Source organism: Kitasatospora sp. NPDC004745 (assembly GCF_042873275.1).
GTDB lineage: Bacteria > Actinomycetota > Actinomycetes > Streptomycetales > Streptomycetaceae > Kitasatospora.
This window is the reverse complement of sequence record NZ_JBIALK010000013.1, coordinates 80,777-95,336: the sequence shown is the minus strand read 5'-3', so window position 1 is coordinate 95,336 and position 14,560 is coordinate 80,777. Positions and strand designations below refer to the sequence as shown.

General features: G+C 76.0%; 15 protein-coding genes and 1 pseudogene. 8 read left to right on the top strand and 8 right to left on the bottom strand.

What is annotated here, in order from left to right; translation table 11 throughout:
* Positions 1–13 precede the first annotated feature (13 nt).
* Positions 14–448: a DUF3291 domain-containing protein gene (locus tag ACFYUY_RS21630; protein ID WP_387902537.1), complete on the bottom strand. Its 435-nt coding sequence runs from the start codon at positions 446–448 to the stop codon at positions 14–16.
* A 137-nt stretch (positions 449–585) separates the two neighbouring features.
* Here ACFYUY_RS21630 and ACFYUY_RS21625 point away from each other — a divergent pair, with 137 nt between their 5' ends.
* Positions 586–1,206, top strand: coding sequence for a MerR family transcriptional regulator (locus ACFYUY_RS21625; RefSeq protein ID WP_387902534.1), 621 nt, complete (start codon positions 586–588; stop codon positions 1,204–1,206).
* 52 nt (positions 1,207–1,258) lie between these two features.
* Here the strand turns inward: ACFYUY_RS21625 and ACFYUY_RS21620 are convergent, their stop codons facing one another.
* The 3 genes from ACFYUY_RS21620 to ACFYUY_RS21610 all read right to left on the bottom strand — a co-directional run bounded on the left by ACFYUY_RS21620 (position 1,259) and on the right by ACFYUY_RS21610 (position 4,253).
* On the bottom strand, positions 1,259–1,891 hold the full coding sequence (locus ACFYUY_RS21620; RefSeq protein WP_387902531.1) for a TIGR03086 family metal-binding protein: 633 nt from the start codon (positions 1,889–1,891) through the stop codon (positions 1,259–1,261).
* Between the two features lie 51 nt (positions 1,892–1,942).
* On the bottom strand, positions 1,943–3,274 hold the full coding sequence (locus ACFYUY_RS21615) for a hypothetical protein (protein WP_387902530.1): 1,332 nt from the start codon (positions 3,272–3,274) through the stop codon (positions 1,943–1,945).
* A 94-nt stretch (positions 3,275–3,368) separates the two neighbouring features.
* The gene (locus tag ACFYUY_RS21610; RefSeq protein WP_387902527.1) at positions 3,369–4,253 is read right to left on the bottom strand and encodes a winged helix-turn-helix transcriptional regulator; all 885 of its coding nucleotides are present in this window, start codon (positions 4,251–4,253) and stop codon (positions 3,369–3,371) included.
* A 62-nt stretch (positions 4,254–4,315) separates the two neighbouring features.
* Between ACFYUY_RS21610 and ACFYUY_RS21605 the strand changes: the two genes are divergently transcribed.
* Positions 4,316–5,620 (top strand): MFS transporter, encoded by a 1,305-nt coding sequence (locus tag ACFYUY_RS21605; protein ID WP_387902524.1) that lies wholly within the window; start codon positions 4,316–4,318, stop codon positions 5,618–5,620.
* A gap of 157 nt (positions 5,621–5,777) precedes the next feature.
* Here the strand turns inward: ACFYUY_RS21605 and ACFYUY_RS21600 are convergent, their stop codons facing one another.
* The 4 genes and pseudogenes from ACFYUY_RS21600 to ACFYUY_RS21585 form a co-directional block, all read right to left on the bottom strand.
* Positions 5,778–6,446 (bottom strand): lysophospholipid acyltransferase family protein, encoded by a 669-nt coding sequence (locus tag ACFYUY_RS21600; RefSeq protein WP_387902522.1) that lies wholly within the window; start codon positions 6,444–6,446, stop codon positions 5,778–5,780.
* Between the two features lie 106 nt (positions 6,447–6,552).
* Positions 6,553–6,858 (bottom strand): annotated as a pseudogene (locus ACFYUY_RS21595) (antibiotic acetyltransferase); the annotation flags it as partial.
* A gap of 94 nt (positions 6,859–6,952) precedes the next feature.
* Positions 6,953–7,531 carry a hypothetical protein gene (locus tag ACFYUY_RS21590; RefSeq protein ID WP_387902519.1) on the bottom strand — a complete coding sequence of 193 codons (579 nt, stop codon included), beginning with the start codon at positions 7,529–7,531 and terminating at the stop codon, positions 6,953–6,955.
* Positions 7,528–8,997 (bottom strand): hypothetical protein, encoded by a 1,470-nt coding sequence (locus tag ACFYUY_RS21585; protein WP_387902517.1) that lies wholly within the window; start codon positions 8,995–8,997, stop codon positions 7,528–7,530. The genes ACFYUY_RS21590 and ACFYUY_RS21585 overlap by 4 nt, the downstream gene beginning before the upstream one ends.
* A gap of 357 nt (positions 8,998–9,354) precedes the next feature.
* Here ACFYUY_RS21585 and ACFYUY_RS21580 point away from each other — a divergent pair, with 357 nt between their 5' ends.
* From ACFYUY_RS21580 to ACFYUY_RS21555, 6 genes are all read left to right on the top strand, one after another.
* Positions 9,355–10,332 (top strand): LysR family transcriptional regulator, encoded by a 978-nt coding sequence (locus tag ACFYUY_RS21580; protein ID WP_387902514.1) that lies wholly within the window; start codon positions 9,355–9,357, stop codon positions 10,330–10,332.
* 95 nt (positions 10,333–10,427) lie between these two features.
* Positions 10,428–12,056, top strand: a complete 1,629-nt coding sequence (locus tag ACFYUY_RS21575) for an AMP-binding protein (RefSeq protein WP_387902511.1) — start codon at positions 10,428–10,430, stop codon at positions 12,054–12,056.
* A 112-nt stretch (positions 12,057–12,168) separates the two neighbouring features.
* Positions 12,169–12,567 (top strand): MauE/DoxX family redox-associated membrane protein, encoded by a 399-nt coding sequence (locus tag ACFYUY_RS21570; RefSeq protein ID WP_360210480.1) that lies wholly within the window; start codon positions 12,169–12,171, stop codon positions 12,565–12,567.
* A 189-nt stretch (positions 12,568–12,756) separates the two neighbouring features.
* Positions 12,757–13,026: a hypothetical protein gene (locus tag ACFYUY_RS21565; protein WP_387902509.1), complete on the top strand. Its 270-nt coding sequence runs from the start codon at positions 12,757–12,759 to the stop codon at positions 13,024–13,026.
* Positions 13,007–13,525: a DUF6879 family protein gene (locus tag ACFYUY_RS21560; protein WP_387902506.1), complete on the top strand. Its 519-nt coding sequence runs from the start codon at positions 13,007–13,009 to the stop codon at positions 13,523–13,525. The genes ACFYUY_RS21565 and ACFYUY_RS21560 overlap by 20 nt, the downstream gene beginning before the upstream one ends.
* A 13-nt stretch (positions 13,526–13,538) precedes the next feature.
* A complete protein-coding gene (locus ACFYUY_RS21555; protein WP_387902503.1) occupies positions 13,539–14,387 on the top strand; it encodes a helix-turn-helix domain-containing protein in 849 nt (282 codons plus the stop codon).
* Positions 14,388–14,560: the final 173 nt, after the last annotated feature.

Here is a 14,560-nt window from a genome sequence, read left to right as displayed (position 1 = left end):
GCGGCGTCGCCGCTCAGCGCGTTCCCGCGGTGTCCCCGCCCCCGCCGACGGTGCCCGCGGTGCGCTGGGCGTCGAGGCGGCCGTGGGCGTCGGCCCAGGTGATCGGGAGCTGCTCGACGGGGGTCTGCCAGAAGGTGAAGGTGGACTCCCGCATGGTGCCGCGCAGGCCCCGCATCACGCTGCGGTGGGGTTCGGCGGCGGCGAAGGCGTCGAGGGCCTCGCGGCTCTCCCAGGCGGACAGGGTGTAGAAGGTCCGGCGCAACGGGCGGGCGATCAGAGAGCCGCCGAGGGCACCGGGGGAGCGGCGCAGCTGGCGCCAGACGGTCATCGACCGGGCGAAGAAGCGTGGGACGTCGGACAGCGACCGGACCTCGAACCGGGAGGCCATGACGATCGCCGAGGTGCCGGGGGTGGCCGGGTTCGGGGCGGTCCAGGGCAGCGTGGGCATGGCTGATGCTCCTCGGGGAGGGGTCGGCGCCACATTGGGTAGTGGCACTATCTATGTTAGACAGTGCCGGTATCCAAAAGCCAGGGGAGAACGCGCCCCGGGGAAGACGAAGCCAGAGGAAGGCCGGTGCAGCAGCAGTGCGCATCTCCGAACTGAGCCGCCGCAGCGGAGTCCCGACCGCGACCATCAAGTACTACCTGCGCGAGGGCCTGCTGCCGCCCGGCCGCGCCACCGCCGCCACCCAGGCCGAGTACGACGAGACCCACCTGCGCCGCCTGCGCCTGGTGCGCGCGCTCATCGGCCTGCGCGGACTGAGCGTCAGCGCCACCAAGGAGATCCTCGGCGCGGCCGCCGCCCACGCGGGGGAACGCCACCAGGTCCTCGGACTCGTCGTCGGCGCCCGCCCGGCCGACGAGGATGCGCCACCACCGGCCCCCGCCCCCGGCGCCGCCGAGGTGGACGCCCTGATCGACGGACTCGGCTGGGAGGTCTCCGCACACGCCCCCGCCCGCGCCGTCCTCGGCGAGACCCTGGAGACCCTGCGCTCCCTCGGCGAGGGGGTCTCCGCGGACGCCCTGCGCGGCTACGCCGCCCTCGCCGAGCGCACCGCCGCCCTCGACCTCGACCAGCTCGACCCCGACGCCGACCCCCTCGACCAGGCCGAGAGCGCCCTGCTGCGCACCATCCTGTTCGAACCCGCCCTGCTCGCCCTGCGCCGTCTCGCCCAGGAGAACGAGTCGGCCCGCCGCAACACCTGACCCCCTGTGGGAAAGCCGGCTGCCGGAGGGCGGGGTGCCGGGGGCCGGGCCGTCAGGCGGCCGGGGGCGGGGTCCAGGAGGGGGCGCGGCCGGTCAGGGTGAGCAGGCGCTCCATCGGGGTGGCGGCGGACGCGGCGACGGGCGGGCCGAACAGGCCGGGGAGGCCGTCCGGGTGGGCCTCGGCGACCGTGCGCACCCAGGCCGTGGCGGAGCCGATCGCCGGGGCGAGGGCGGGCAGGTCGCCGGGGAAGCGCTGCCCGGTGGCCACCGCGAGGTCCCAGCCGTGGACGAGCACCTCGTCGATCGCGGCGGCCCCCGCGACCTCGGCCGGCATCTCGCCGCCGCCCACCGTCGCGGTGCCCGTCCAGGCCCCGGCGGGCTGCCAGGCCTCCGCCAGGGCGGCGAGCCGGGCGGGCAGGCTCTCGCGCCAGTCCCGGTCCAGCCGGGTGGCGTCCGGCACCCGGGCCCCGCCGCCGTCGGCCCGGACGGTCTTGGCCGCGGCGTCGTGGAACGCCTCGCTGAGGCCGGCGAGGTGGTCCAGCAGCTCGCCGACGGTGAGCGGGCCGCAGGGGGTGGGGGCGTTCAGCTGGTCGTCCCGCACGCCGCGGACCAGGCCGGCCACGACGGCAGTGGCCGGGCGCAGGTCCGTCCGCATCCCGGCCTCTCCGGGGGAAGGTGTCGTCATCGAAGCTCGCTCCTCGGATGTGCGGGTGGACGGGCGGGCGGGGCAGGGCCGTCAGGCGGCGGGCAGGCCGGCGTAGGCCCGTATCGCGGGGCGGTCCTGCGGCAGCCCCCAGGCCCTCAGGATCTCCAGGAAGTTGCCCCACCGCCAGGTGGGTTCGTCGAGGTCGGCCAGGGTGCGGACCAGGCGCCGGCGGCGTTCGTCGAGCTCGGCGAAGGGCGGCAGCGGCCCGGGGCGCGGCGGGCCGAACGCCAGGCGCAGGGCCGCCGCGGTGACGGCGAAGGCCGCGGGGCCCGACGTCCGGGCCAGGCCGTCGATGACCGCGTCCAGGGCCTCTTCGGGGTGGTCGGCGGCGAGCAGGGTGAGCGAGGCGGCGGCGTAGCCGCGCAGGTCCCCCTCGTGGAAGGCGACGCCGGGCGCGCCGGGCTCCGGGGGATCGGCCTCGGCGGCCGTCAGCTCGGTGAGCACCGCCGCCCCGAGGCCCTGGTCGGCCTCCCCGGTGCCGGCCGTGGGGGTGTCGGCCGCCGCCGTGCCGGTGGCCGTGGGGGTGCTCGTGAGGCGGGCGAGGGCGACGGCGGCCGCCCAGCGCAGCAGCCCGTCGGGGGAGGCCAGGAAGGGGCGCAGGCGCGGCACGAGCGGGGCGTCGCCGAGCAGCCCGACGGCGACCAGGGCGGTGGCGGCGACGGCGGAGTCCGGCCCCCCGGCGCCTTCGCCCCCGGAGCCGTGGGCGTCCAGCAGGGCGAGCAGGAGCGGCAGCGAGTGCGGGGCCTGCTCGGGGAACCAGGCCAGCAGGTACGCCGTCGCCGCGCGCACGCCCGCGTCGCCGTCCGCCAGCAGTGCGGCCAGCCGTGGCACCTCGGCGCGGACGGCGTCGTAGGCGCCGAGCTCCGCGTCCACCGAGCGCAGGTGCTCGTCGGGGTCGAACGTGCGGCGCCGGAACTCCCGGACGCGGCGCTCGCCCTCGTCGGGGGCCGCGGCGACCCAGGCGTCGAGCTCGGCGAGGACCGCCGCCCCGTCCTTCGCCGCCAGTTCGGCCCGTTCGTGGCGCCACTGTGTGATCGCCACCCCCGCGGGCAGGTGCGCCTCGTCGTAGCCGATCGCCAACGAGGCCAGCAGGCCGAGGACTTCGGCCCGGCCGGGCAGCGTGGCGTCCACGGCCAGCCGGGCCAGGAAGGGCACCGCGACGGCCGAGGCCGGATAGCGGCTGCCCTGGTGGAAGATGTTGCCGTACAGGGCGCCGAGCGCCCGGTCGCGTTCGCGCTCCCCGGGCCCGCACAGGGCGCGCAGCAGCCCCGGTACGTCGCCCGCCCCGCCGTAGGCGTGGTCGAGGCCGGCCCAGTCGATCGCGTCCAGGCCGTCCAGGGGATCCGTGGTCGTGCTCCTCATGCCCGGCACTGTGCCACGCGTCACTGACATCCGACCCGCCGTCAGCCCGCGGACCGCCCGGACCGCCCGGACCGCCCGGGGCCCGGCCCTGCCGTCAGGCCGCCGCGAGGTCGTCGAGCAGGGCGAGGGCGTCCTCGACCGAGCCCGCCGGGTCGGTGACCGGGTAGAGGACGCCGCGGACGGTGCGGTCGGCGTCGAGGACGAGGGTGAGCCGCTTGAGCCGGTCGACGCCGGCGGCCCGGAAGGTGGGCAGGCGCAGGGCGGCGGCGAGCTGCAGGTCGGCGTCGGAGAGCAGCGGGAAGGGGATCCGCGCGTGCTCGGCGAACGCGGCGAGCTGGTCCGGGCGCTGGGTGCTGACGCCGTGGACGGCGGCGCCGCGGGCGGTGAACTCGGGGGCCCGGTCGCGGAAGGTGCTGGACTCCAGGGTGCAGCCGGGGGCGCCGGGGATGGCGCCCCAGCCGGGCGGGAGGTCCAGGCCGCCGGGCGGGTAGGCGCCGGGGAAGCAGTAGAGCACCGTCCAGGCGGGCCCGGTGGCGACGGGGTCGGTGCGTTCGCCGGTGGCGGCGGTGAGCTCCAGCACGGGCAGCCGGTGGCCGGTCAGGGCGAGCACCCTGCGGGTCTCGGCGGAGTCGGCGGTGCTGGTGCCGGAGAGCGTGCCGTCCCCCAGGACGTACCGGCCGCCCCAGTCCTGGAGCGCGACCAGCAGGGGCAGCAGGCCGCGTCCGGCCGGCGTCAGGTGGTACTCGTAGCGCGGCGGGTGCGGGTGGTAGAGCCGCTTCTCCAGCACCCCGTCGGCGACCAGTGCCTTGAGGCGCTCGGTGAGGACCCGGCGGCTGATGCCCAGGCCGTCGCGCAGGGCCTCGAACTGGTGGGTCCCGCCGGCGACGTCCCTGATCAGGAGCAGCGTCCACGCGTCGCCGACCACGGCCAGGGCCTGGGAGATCGCGCAGTCCGGGTCCGCCGCTTCGGTGTGCCGCATGAGCACCCATTATAGTGAGTTCCAAAAAGAGACTCACTCGCGGCGACAGGGGGCGGACGGACGTGGCGACGCGTACGGCGATACGGGCACGAGCGAAGCGGACCGGACACGGGGACGGCGCGGGGCAACACGCGACGACGCGCGGAACAGCGGCCGCGGGCGGGGCGGGAGCGTTCTGGCGCTACTGGGGCGCCTCCACCGTCAGCGAACTCGGGGACGAGGTGACCAGGGTGGCCCTGCCGCTGATCGCCGTCGTCACCCTGCACGCGACGGCCCTGCAGGTCGGCCTGCTCACCGGCGCCGCCTACCTGGCCTGGCTGCTGGTCGGACTGCCCGCCGGCGTCCTGGTCCACCGCCTCCCGCTGCGCGGCACCCAGGTGGCGATGGACCTGCTGCGCGCGGCGGCCGTCGCCTCCGTGCCGCTGGCGGCCGCCTTCGGGGTCCTCGGACTGCCACAACTGGTGGTGGTCGCGCTGCTGGTCGGCCTCGCCGGCGTGGTCTTCGACGTCGCCAACTCCACCTTCCTGCCCTCGATCGTCGCCAAGGAGCAGCTGACCGCCCGCAACAGCCTGGTCTCCGGCAGCGCCGCCGCCACCCAGCTGGCCGGCCCCTCGCTCGGCGGAGTGCTCGTCCAACTCGTCGGCGGCGCCGCCTCGATGGTGCTGGACGCCGCCAGCTACCTGCTCTCGGCCGCCCTGCTGCGCAGCCTGCCGAGGGTGGCACAGCCCGGCGCCGACCGGGCGGCCGGGGCCGGGATGCGCGAGCAGATCCGCGAGGGCTGGCGCTACGTCACCCGGCACCCGGTGATCGGGCCGTGCGTCGCCGACGTCACCGTCATCAACTTCGTCTGCGGCGGACTGATGACGCTCACCCCGGTGTTCCTGGTCCGCACCCTCGGCGCGCCCGCCGCCGCCGTGGGCGTCCTGATGGCCACCGGCGGCGTGGGCAGCGTGCTCGGCGCGGCCCTCACCCCCCGCCTGGCCGCCCGGACCGGCAGCGCCGGCCTGCTGCGCCGGGCCGGCGCGGTCGCCGCGCTCTCCGCCTTCCTGCTCCCGGCGGCCGGCCCCGGCTGGGCGACGCTGGTCTTCGCCGTCGGCAACGCGGGCTTCTCCGCGGGGGTGGTGGTCACCAGCATCGTCACCCGCACCCACCGCCAGACCCACACCCCGCCCGAGCTGCTGCCCCGGGTGATGGCCACCGTCCGGTTCGTCTCCTGGGGCGTCATCCCGATCGGCGCCGTCGCCGCCGGAGCCGCCTCCGCGGCCTGGGGGCCGCGCACCACCCTGCTCCTGCTGGCGGTCCTCAGCCTCGCCGCCCCGGCGATCCTGCTGGCCGGCCCCGTCCGCCGACTGCGCGACCTGGGGTGATCCCGCGGGGTGCGGGGTGCGGGGTGCGGGGTGCGGGGTGCGAGGTGCGGGGTGCGCTGCGCGGGGAGGTGCCTCGTGGTCGACTCCCGCGTCGCACGTGGGCCCCGTGCCGGCGCCGCCGGTCGGGGCGGCGGCCTGGCCGGGTACGGAGCCTGCGTCAGGCCGCGGCCCGGTCGGTCGCGCGGTCGGTCGCCCGGTCGGCGGCGTGGTGCCAGGCGGCGGTGACCGCGGCGTGGGCGGTGGCGGTGGCGGCGGCCGGGTCACCGGTCAGCCGCAGCGGGGCGCCGAGGTGGACGTGCAGGGCCGGGCGGCGGACGGGGGCGGTGGCCAGGCCGGCGAGCTGCTTGAGCGGGCCGCCGGAGGTCAGGCGCCGGGAGCCGGCCTGCCCGAGCGGGACGACGGGCGCACCGGTGGCCGTCGCGAGGCGGGCCAGGCCGCTGCGGAACGGGCGGGGCGGCTGCTCGCCGGAGTCGCGGCGCCGGGGCAGGCCGCCCTCGCCGTAGATCAGCACGATCCGCCCGGCGGCGAGCGCCTCGGCGGCCCGGTCCAGGGCGTCGGCCGCGTGCGCGGTGCCGCGGTGGACGGGGATGTGGCCGTCGTGGCGCAGCAGGCGGCCGAGCACCGGCACCCGCCACAGGCCGGCCGTGGCGAGGACCACCGGCCGGGCGCCGAGCCGGTGCAGGGCGGCGAGGACGACGGCCGGGTCGCCGAGCGAGGTGTGGTTGGCGGCGACGATGCTTCCGGGCGCGAGGTCGGCGTCGGGGTCGCTGGTGATCCGCAGGGGCCCGAAGGCGGGGACGAGCAGGGCGGCGGTACGGCTGAGCATGACGGATCCTGATCCTCCGACGGTCGGATGAGCCGTCCACCAGTGTTCGCCGTCGCGCCCCGGCGCACCTGAGTACGCGTACTCAAACCGGACCCCCGCCGCTCCCTCACCTGCCCGGTGCGGCGGCTTCGAGCTCCTCGACGGTGCCGGACATGACGGTGCGCAGGTGCTGCGTGAGGTGTTCGACCGGCCAGTCCCACCAGGCCAGGGCGAGCAGCCGGGTGACGTCGGGTCCGCTGAAGCGGGTGCGGATGAGCCGGGCCGGGTTGCCGCCGACGATGCCGTAGTCGGGCACGTCGTCGACGACGACGGAACCGGAGGCGACGACGGCGCCGTGGCCGATGCGGACCCCGGGCATCACCAGGGCGCCGTGGCCGAGCCAGACGTCGTTGCCGACCACGGTGTCCCCGCGGGTGCTCGCAGCTCGTGCGGTCCGGTGCCCGGGCACCGGCCGGTCCGGCCCGGCGAGGGCACGCGGCCGGCTGATCCGCCGGGCGGGGCGCGGTTCAGCCGGGCGGGTCCGCGCAGCGGCGCAGCACGACGCCGCGGCGGAAGCGCACGCCGCCGGGCAGGTCGAAGTGCCCCTGCCGGCCGGCCACCGGGATCCGCTCGACGGCCACCCCGGCCTTGGCGGTGCAGGAGCCCGCCCGCACGGCCACCAGCCGGCCCCCGCGCACCACCGCGATGATCCCGCTGAGGTCGAACTCCACCTCGATGTCCACCGCGAGGGTGCCGACCGACACCCCGTCGACCAGCACCTTGACGCTGGGGTGGTGGACCGAGCGGATCCGGTGGTCCAGCAGTGCCACGACCTCCTCGCTGCCCGCGGCCGCGCAGGTGCTGCGGGCGGCGGCGGTGAGCGCCGCGTGGGTGCGCCAGCCGCCGGCCAGCAGGTCGATCATGTCCAGCCCCAGGAAGCCCTGGACGACGCTGGCGACCTCCTGCTCGGCGGCCCGGGCCAGCGGCCGGCCCAGGCCGGTCAGGGCCTGCAGCGCCCCCTCGCGGTGCAGCGAGTCGGCGAACGGCTCCACCGCCCCCAGGAAGGTCCCCAGGGCGTAGGGGTCGTCCGTCGAGACGGTCGTCACGGGGTGCTCCCTCGGTCGTCGGGCGGTTCCTCGAGGCTCTGCCGGCCCGGGTCCGGGCGCGGTTCCAGTCGGACGACCCGACCCGTCCGGGTGTCCCCGCCCCGCTCGGTCTCGGTCAGCTTCGTCTCCATGTCCCACCGGGCGCCGATCTCGGCCGTCACCCGGCCCGGCGTGCCGGACGTGCCGGAGGGCGTGCCGGACGGTGCGCCGGCCGGGCGGCGCCCGCGGACCAGGTGCCGCAGCGCGAGCGCCGCGAGGGCGGCGGTGGCGAGGGCGGCGCCGAGCACGATCCAGGTCGTGCGGTCCGACCCGGGCTGCGGGACCTGCCGGGCGACGAGGACCGGGACGGTCTGGGTGACGGCGTGGGTGTCCGCGCACTCCACCGTGATGGTGTGCGGGCCCAGGGGTGCGTCCGGCGGGATGGTGGCGCGGGCGTGGACCCGACCCGAGCCGTCGGCCTGGATCGGGTGCGACCTGGGGCCGCCGTCCCAGGAGAGCACGACCCACGGCGGACCGCCGCCCCGCGGGCAGCCGTCCGTCGGGCCGGACAGGGAGAGCGCGGTGCCGGGGGTCGCGGTGGACGTCCCGTCGGGCTCGCGGGAGGTCGGCCCCGGCGGGGTCGGGGTGACGGGCGGGGTCGGTGCGACGGCCCGGACGTGGACGCGGGCGGTGGCCGCGATGCCCGCCTCCGACCCGCAGGAGGCCCGTACGTCGTGGTCGCCTGTGGCCGCGTCGCGGGGCACGGTGACGGCCGTGGCGAAGCCTCCGCCGCCGTCCGGCCGCCCCTGGTCGGGCAGCGGCGTGCCGTCCCAGGTCAGGGTGGCGGTGTCGCCGGCGGGGCAGGCGAAGCCGGCGCCGGTCACGGTGATGCGCGAGCCGGCCGCGCCCTGCGGCGGATCGGCCGTCAGGGTGGCGGGTGCGACGGTGAGGACGGCGGTCGCGTCGGCCCGGGTGGCTGGCCCCTGGCAGGTGGCCGTCACCGTGTGCGGGCCGGCCCCGGACCCGGGCGGGACCTTGATGGTGCCGGTGGACGGGTTGTCGCCGTCGACCCCGATGGTGGCGAGGACCCCGGCCGGGTCGTCCCAGGTGACCTGGACGATGGTCGGGCGCTTGGTCTTGGAGGTCCGGCAGGCGCCGAACCCGGAGACCGTCACCTGCACCGTTCCGAGCTGCGGTGCGCGGGCCGGGACCAGCCCGAGGGCCGGCTGCCGGGTGCCGGACCCGGTGCCCGAGGGCGACGTCGGGGTCGGGGCCGGGGTCGCAGGCGAGGTCGACGGTGCGGGCGGTGTCGAGGGGGACGGTGACGGGGTGTCCGCCGGGGCCGCGGGGGCCGCGACCATCGCCCGGGCCGCGACCGCCGACACGGCGGGGAGCGCCGCCGGGGCCGGGACCGCCGCCAGGGCCGGGTAGGCGGCCGGGGCGAGGGCGGCGAGCAGCGCGACGAGGCCGGCCGGCACCACCTTCACCAGCGACTCCGTTCGTCTCCCGGCCCCCGCGGCCCATTCTCGCCGCCGCCCCGCCCGCCCGCAGTGCTCCGCACACGTCCCACCCCCGTTTGCCGCCATCCCGCACTCCCACGGCCCATCCCGGCATCCGGACGGCGCAGCGGCGGGGCGCCCCGCCGCCGCGCGGAGCGGCCCCGGCGGCGGACGGCGGGTGGCGGGGGCCGGGGGAGGAGGGGTGCGGCGGCCCGAGGACGGCCCGAGGACGGCTCCGCGGTAGTCCCGAGGGCGGTCCCACGGTGGTCCGGTGACGGAATCCGGCGAGATTCGGCGAGGGCCCCGGCCCCCGGCCGGGCCACGGATCCGGCGACACTACCGGCTATGGATCTGCTGTCCCTGCGCTACTTCCAGACCGTCGCCCGCCACCAGCACATCAGCCGTGCCGCGGAGGAACTGCGGGTCGCCCAGCCGTCGGTGAGCCGCACCATCATCCGGCTCGAGTCCGAGCTCGGCCTGCCGCTGTTCGACCGCCAGGGCCGGCGGATCCGGCTCAACGAGCACGGCGCCGCGTTCCTGCGCAGGGTCGACCGGGTGCTGACCGAACTCGACGACGCCCGACGGGAGATGACCGACGCCGCCGTCGCCGGGCCGGGCCGCCTGGCCGTCGCCGCCGAGACCCTGCCGCAGCTGGCCGGGGCGCTGGCCGCCTTCCGCGCCCACCGCCCCGGGGTGCGGGTGCACCTGTTCCAGGCCCCGGTGGGCGCGATGCGCCGCCATCTGCGCTCCGCCGAGGTCGACTTCGCGCTCGCCTCCCAGCCGCTGGCCGGCCCCGACCTGTGCGCCGTGGAGCTGCTGCGCGAGGAGGTGCTGCTGGCCGTGCCGCCCGGGCACCGGCTGGCCGGCCGCGAGAGCGTCACGGTGGCCGAACTGGCCGACGAGGACTTCGTCAGCACCCGCGCCGGGCACTGGCAACGCGCCCTGCTGGAAAGGCTGTTCGCCCGCGAGGGGCTCACCCCGCAGGTGGTCTGCGAAGGCGACGAGGCGGCCGCCACCTCGGAGCTGGTCCGCGCCGGACTCGGTGTCGGTCTGATGCCCGAGGTCGCCCGGCGCGCCCTCGGCGAGGACGGCCCGGTGGTCTGGCTGCGCCTGGACGCCGCGCACTGCCACCGGACGCTGACCCTGGTGTGGCGCCGGGAGGCCTATCTCTCCCCGGCCGCCCAGGACTTCCGCCGCCTGGCGGTCGAGCACTTCAGACCCGGGGGAGACTCGGCGCCCGGCAGTGGCGGCGGGCCGGACGGGGGCGTCGTGCCGGACGGGGGCGTCGTGCCGGGCGGGATCCTCATGCCCGAGGAGGCATGAGCACATGCTGCAACAGGTCGTGGAAGGCATGAGCGGGCGGCGTTAGCGTCGAAGGCGCCCACCGGTTCCTCGACCACGAGGGGGAGACACCAACGATGACCCGGCCCCGCACCTCCACGCACACCACGCACACCGCACCCGGCCCGAGCGGCCCGAACAACCCCGACGGACCTGCCGGCCCGAGCGGCCCGGACGCCCCGGGGCAGGCCGCCGGCGGCTACGTCGAGGCCCTCCTCGCCGCCCTGGCCGCCGACCCGCACCGCCCGGCCGTCACCACCGCCGAAGGGCGCGTCGTCACCGCGGCCGACCTGCACGACCAGGTCCACCGCCTCGCCGCCGAACTCGCCGAGCGCGGCGTGCGCCGCGGCGCCACCGTCACCCTGCTCACCGGCAACACCGCCGAGGCCCTCGCCGCCCGCTACGCCGCCAACCTGGCCGGCGCCCGGGTGGTCAGCCTCTACGAGGGCATGAGCTCCTCGACGATGGCCCGCATCATGGCCGGCACGGACTGCTCCCTCCTCCTGGCCGACGGACAACGCCACGACACCGCATGGGACCTGCAGCAGATCCCCGGCGCCCCGCAGCTGCTCTGCCTGGGCCCGGACGGCGCCGCCGAGGACGTCCTCGCCGCGGCCGCCCAGCGCCCCGCCCACCCGTTCGACGGTCCGGCCGGCCCCGACGACGACTGGTGCATCCGCCACACCGGCGGCACCACCGGAATCCCCAAGGGCATCCGCACCACCCACGGCGCCTACCGCCAGGTCCTCGACCAGCCCCTCACCGGCGCCGGCGACCCGCCCCGCTACCTGGCCTGCACCTCGCTCGCCCACCTCGCCGGCATCTTCACCGACCTGACCCTCCACCAGGGCGGCACCGTCGTCCTGCAGCACGGCTTCGACCCCGCCGACGTGCTCGCCACCATCGCACGCGAACGCATCACCCACACCTGGCTGCTGCCGCCGCTGCTCTACCGGCTGCTCGACCACCCCGACCTGCCCCGCACCGACCTGTCCAGCCTGCGCCGCATCACCTACGGCGGCACCGCCGCCTCCCCGGCCAGGCTGCGCCAGGCCGCCCACGCCCTGGGGCCCGTCCTCTACGGCTACTACGGGCAGGCCGAGACCCAGCACATCACCCAGACCCTGCCCGGCGACCAGGAGCGCACCGGCCGCGGCGGCCACCTGACGGTCGGCCGGGCCCTGCCCGGCGTGGAGATCGCCGTCCGGGACGCCGACGGCGCCACCCTGCCCGCCGGCGAACCCGGCGAGGTCCAGGTGCGCTCGCCGTACGTGATGACCGGCTACTGGAAGCGGCCCGAGCTGACCGCCGAGGTCCTGCGCGACGGCTGGGTGCACACCGGCGACGTCGGCTACCTCGACGAGGACGGCTACCTCTACGTCGTCGACCGGATCAAGGAGATGATCGTGGTCGTCGGCGGCCACGTCTACCCGGCCGAGGTCGAGGAACTGCTGCTCAGCCACCCGGACGTCGCCCAGTGCGTGGTCTTCGGCGCCCGGGACGCCGACCGGGCCGAGCACGTCCACGCCGCCGTGGTCCCCGCCCCCGGCCGCCGGCCCACCCTGGGCGAGCTGCAGGAGTTCGTCACCACCCGCAGGGGCCGCCTCTACGCCCCGCACGCCCTCCACCTGCTGCCCGCCATCCCCCTCACCGCCGCGGGCAAGCCCGACCGGAACCAGCTGCGCACCCGCCTGCCCGCCGCCTGACCCGGCCCGGACCTGCCGCCCGTCCCCCTCTTCGCATCGGGCGCCCGCACCGCTACTGTTCGGTAACCAAGGCGCCGCGCCCCACCGCGGCGCCGCACCCGAAGGAGCGGCAGTGGCGGAACCGACGGCAGTGACGCACGAGACGGCGTCCCAGACGCCCGCCCGCCTCCTGGGCGCCCTGCTGGTCTCCGCGGGGATCGCCCACTTCGCCGCGCCCCGCCCCTTCGACGCCATCGTGCCGCGGGCCCTGCCCGGCAGCCCCCGGGCGTGGACCTACGCCAGCGGCGCGGCCGAACTCGCCGTCGGCGCCGCCGTCCTCGCCCCGCGCACCAGGTCGGCGGGCGCGCTGGCCGCCGTCGGCCTGTTCGCCGCCGTCTTCCCGGCGAACGTCAAGATGGCCCGCGACTGGCGCCACCGCCCGGCCCCCTGGCGCCACCTGGCGACCGCCCGCCTACCCCTCCAGCTGCCCCTCGCCCTCTGGGCCCTGCACGTCCACCGCACCGCCCGCTGACCGGGCGGTCCCTTTCAAGGGTTGGGCAAGTATGTGGGGGACAGCGTGTTGCTCCTCGGCTGGGGCAACCGCAGCTGACTGCCAGGCAGCCCCAGCCGGCGTTGGGCGGCTGGGGCGTTCGTCTGACAGGACCGCGCCGGACCAGCATCCTTGGAACCACGTAGAACCTGATCGGCATCGGAGGCAGTCATGGCTCTAGAGTTCCTGGGGATCTACCCGAACACCCCGGACGACGGCTCCCCGACCATCTGGCGGGAGACGGAGACCGGTGACCTGCTCATCCAGTCGTACAAGGCCAGCGAGGACGACATCAAGGCCGCGCAGGAGGTCGGCTCGGTCCCCGGTCACACCACGGACATCCCGGACCACGAGTTCATGATCCGGCTGCCCGCCAACATGATCCAGTTCATCCCCCGGCCCGAGGGCGAGGACAACAGCGGTGGCAACAGCGGTTCGTGAGCAGTTGGCGAAGGCCCGGCGCTCTGCGGTTCACCTGGAGATGCGGGACAGCTACATGCTGGACGACCCGGAATTCATCGCCTGGCAGAATGGCAAGCGGCTCGATCCCGCCGACCGTGAATCCTGGTGGCGATCCTGGCTGGACGTCGTTGCCGAGGCGACCGGCCGAGGGGTCGTCATGCGGCGCCTGCGCGTGGTCTCCGAGCCGGTCACCGACTACATCCGGTACGAGTACGACGTGACGTTCCCGAACGTCGCGGCGGGCGAGGACGTACGGTGGCTGCCGCGTTCCCGCGCTGGTGACCTTCTGCTGCCTGGCCTGGACGGCTGGGTGATGGACGACGAGGTGGTGATCCTCCACCACTTCACGGGCGACGGACAGTGGGCTGAGGCCAAGATGGAGGTCCGGACCGATCCGGAGTTGGCCAAGCGGTACCTGGCGGCCTACGAAGCGGCCTGGGAACGGGCGACTCCCCATGCGGAGTACCGTCCCGCCTGATCGGTAACAGTTCATGGCCGTCTCGGCATCTTCAAGTGTCCAGCGCGCCCGCCAGAACCTCGCTGACAGGCTCGGCGAGATCCAGCGGGACGCTGGGCTGACAGGGCGAGAGTTGGCGGCTGCGTGCGGGTGGTACCCGTCCAAGGTCTCTCGCCTGCTGAACGCCCACACGCCGCCTTCGGAGGACGACATCCGGGCGTGGTGCCGCGCTTGTGGTGCGGAGGAGCGCGCAGCGGATTTGGTGGCGTCCCTGCGGGCCGTGGAAGGCATGTTCATCGAGTGGCGGCGTTTGGAGCGTGCGGGCCTCAAGGCCGCGCAGGAGGCCCGGCTGCCACTGTACGAGCGAACTCGCCGGTTCCGCTCCTACTCGTCGTGGCTGGTCCCTGGACTGATCCAGACGCCGGGGTACACGACGGCGGCGCTTCAGGCGATCCAGCAGCGCCGGGGGCTGGTTGACGACGTTCAGGCGGCGGTCGCTGCCCGCATGGAGCGCCAGCGAGTGTTGTACGAGGGCGATCGCCGGTTCGCCTTCCTGGTCGAGGAGTCGGTCATGCGCTGCGGGATCGGCGGCAGGGGCGTGATGCGCGACCAGTTGCACCACCTGACCACGGTCGGATCACTCCCCAACGTCAGCCTGGGAGTCGTTCCGATGCGGCCGGACCGGGTGCGCTGGCCGGCCGAGGGGTTCTGGATCTTCGACAACGCCCAGGTCAACGTTGAACTGGTCTCCGGGTATCTCACGATCACCCAACCCGGCGAGATCAAGCTGTACGCCGAGACCTTCGGTGAACTGGCCGAGCTGGCGGTCCATGGTGTCGCTGCCCGAGAGTTGATCGCGTCGGCGACTGCGCTGCTCGGGTGACCTCGTCATCTCGCGTGGAATCCCATAGAACTTCGTGGCCGTGATTTGGTCCCGCTCTCTACGGTTCTGACGACGGATCAGGGTTGGAGACGGGAGCCACGGCCAATGTCGCAGACGACGGATCTACAGGAACCGGTGGAAGCCGACCGCGTTGCCGGCGATTCCGCCCCGGA

What these genes read in the sequence shown, in the direction of transcription:
- ACFYUY_RS21630 (WP_387902537.1), bottom strand. Translation starts at nt 448, where the DNA reads ATGCCCACGCTGCCCTGGACCGCCCCGAACCCGGCCACCCCCGGCACC.
- ACFYUY_RS21620 (WP_387902531.1), bottom strand. Translation starts at nt 1,891, where the DNA reads ATGACGACACCTTCCCCCGGAGAGGCCGGGATGCGGACGGACCTGCGC.
- ACFYUY_RS21615 (WP_387902530.1), bottom strand. Translation starts at nt 3,274, where the DNA reads ATGAGGAGCACGACCACGGATCCCCTGGACGGCCTGGACGCGATCGAC.
- ACFYUY_RS21610 (WP_387902527.1), bottom strand. Translation starts at nt 4,253, where the DNA reads ATGCGGCACACCGAAGCGGCGGACCCGGACTGCGCGATCTCCCAGGCC.
- ACFYUY_RS21600 (WP_387902522.1), bottom strand. Translation starts at nt 6,446, where the DNA reads ATGCTCAGCCGTACCGCCGCCCTGCTCGTCCCCGCCTTCGGGCCCCTG.
- ACFYUY_RS21580 (WP_387902514.1), top strand. Translation starts at nt 9,355, where the DNA reads ATGGATCTGCTGTCCCTGCGCTACTTCCAGACCGTCGCCCGCCACCAG.
- ACFYUY_RS21575 (WP_387902511.1), top strand. Translation starts at nt 10,428, where the DNA reads ATGACCCGGCCCCGCACCTCCACGCACACCACGCACACCGCACCCGGC.
- ACFYUY_RS21565 (WP_387902509.1), top strand. Translation starts at nt 12,757, where the DNA reads ATGGCTCTAGAGTTCCTGGGGATCTACCCGAACACCCCGGACGACGGC.
- ACFYUY_RS21555 (WP_387902503.1), top strand. Translation starts at nt 13,539, where the DNA reads ATGGCCGTCTCGGCATCTTCAAGTGTCCAGCGCGCCCGCCAGAACCTC.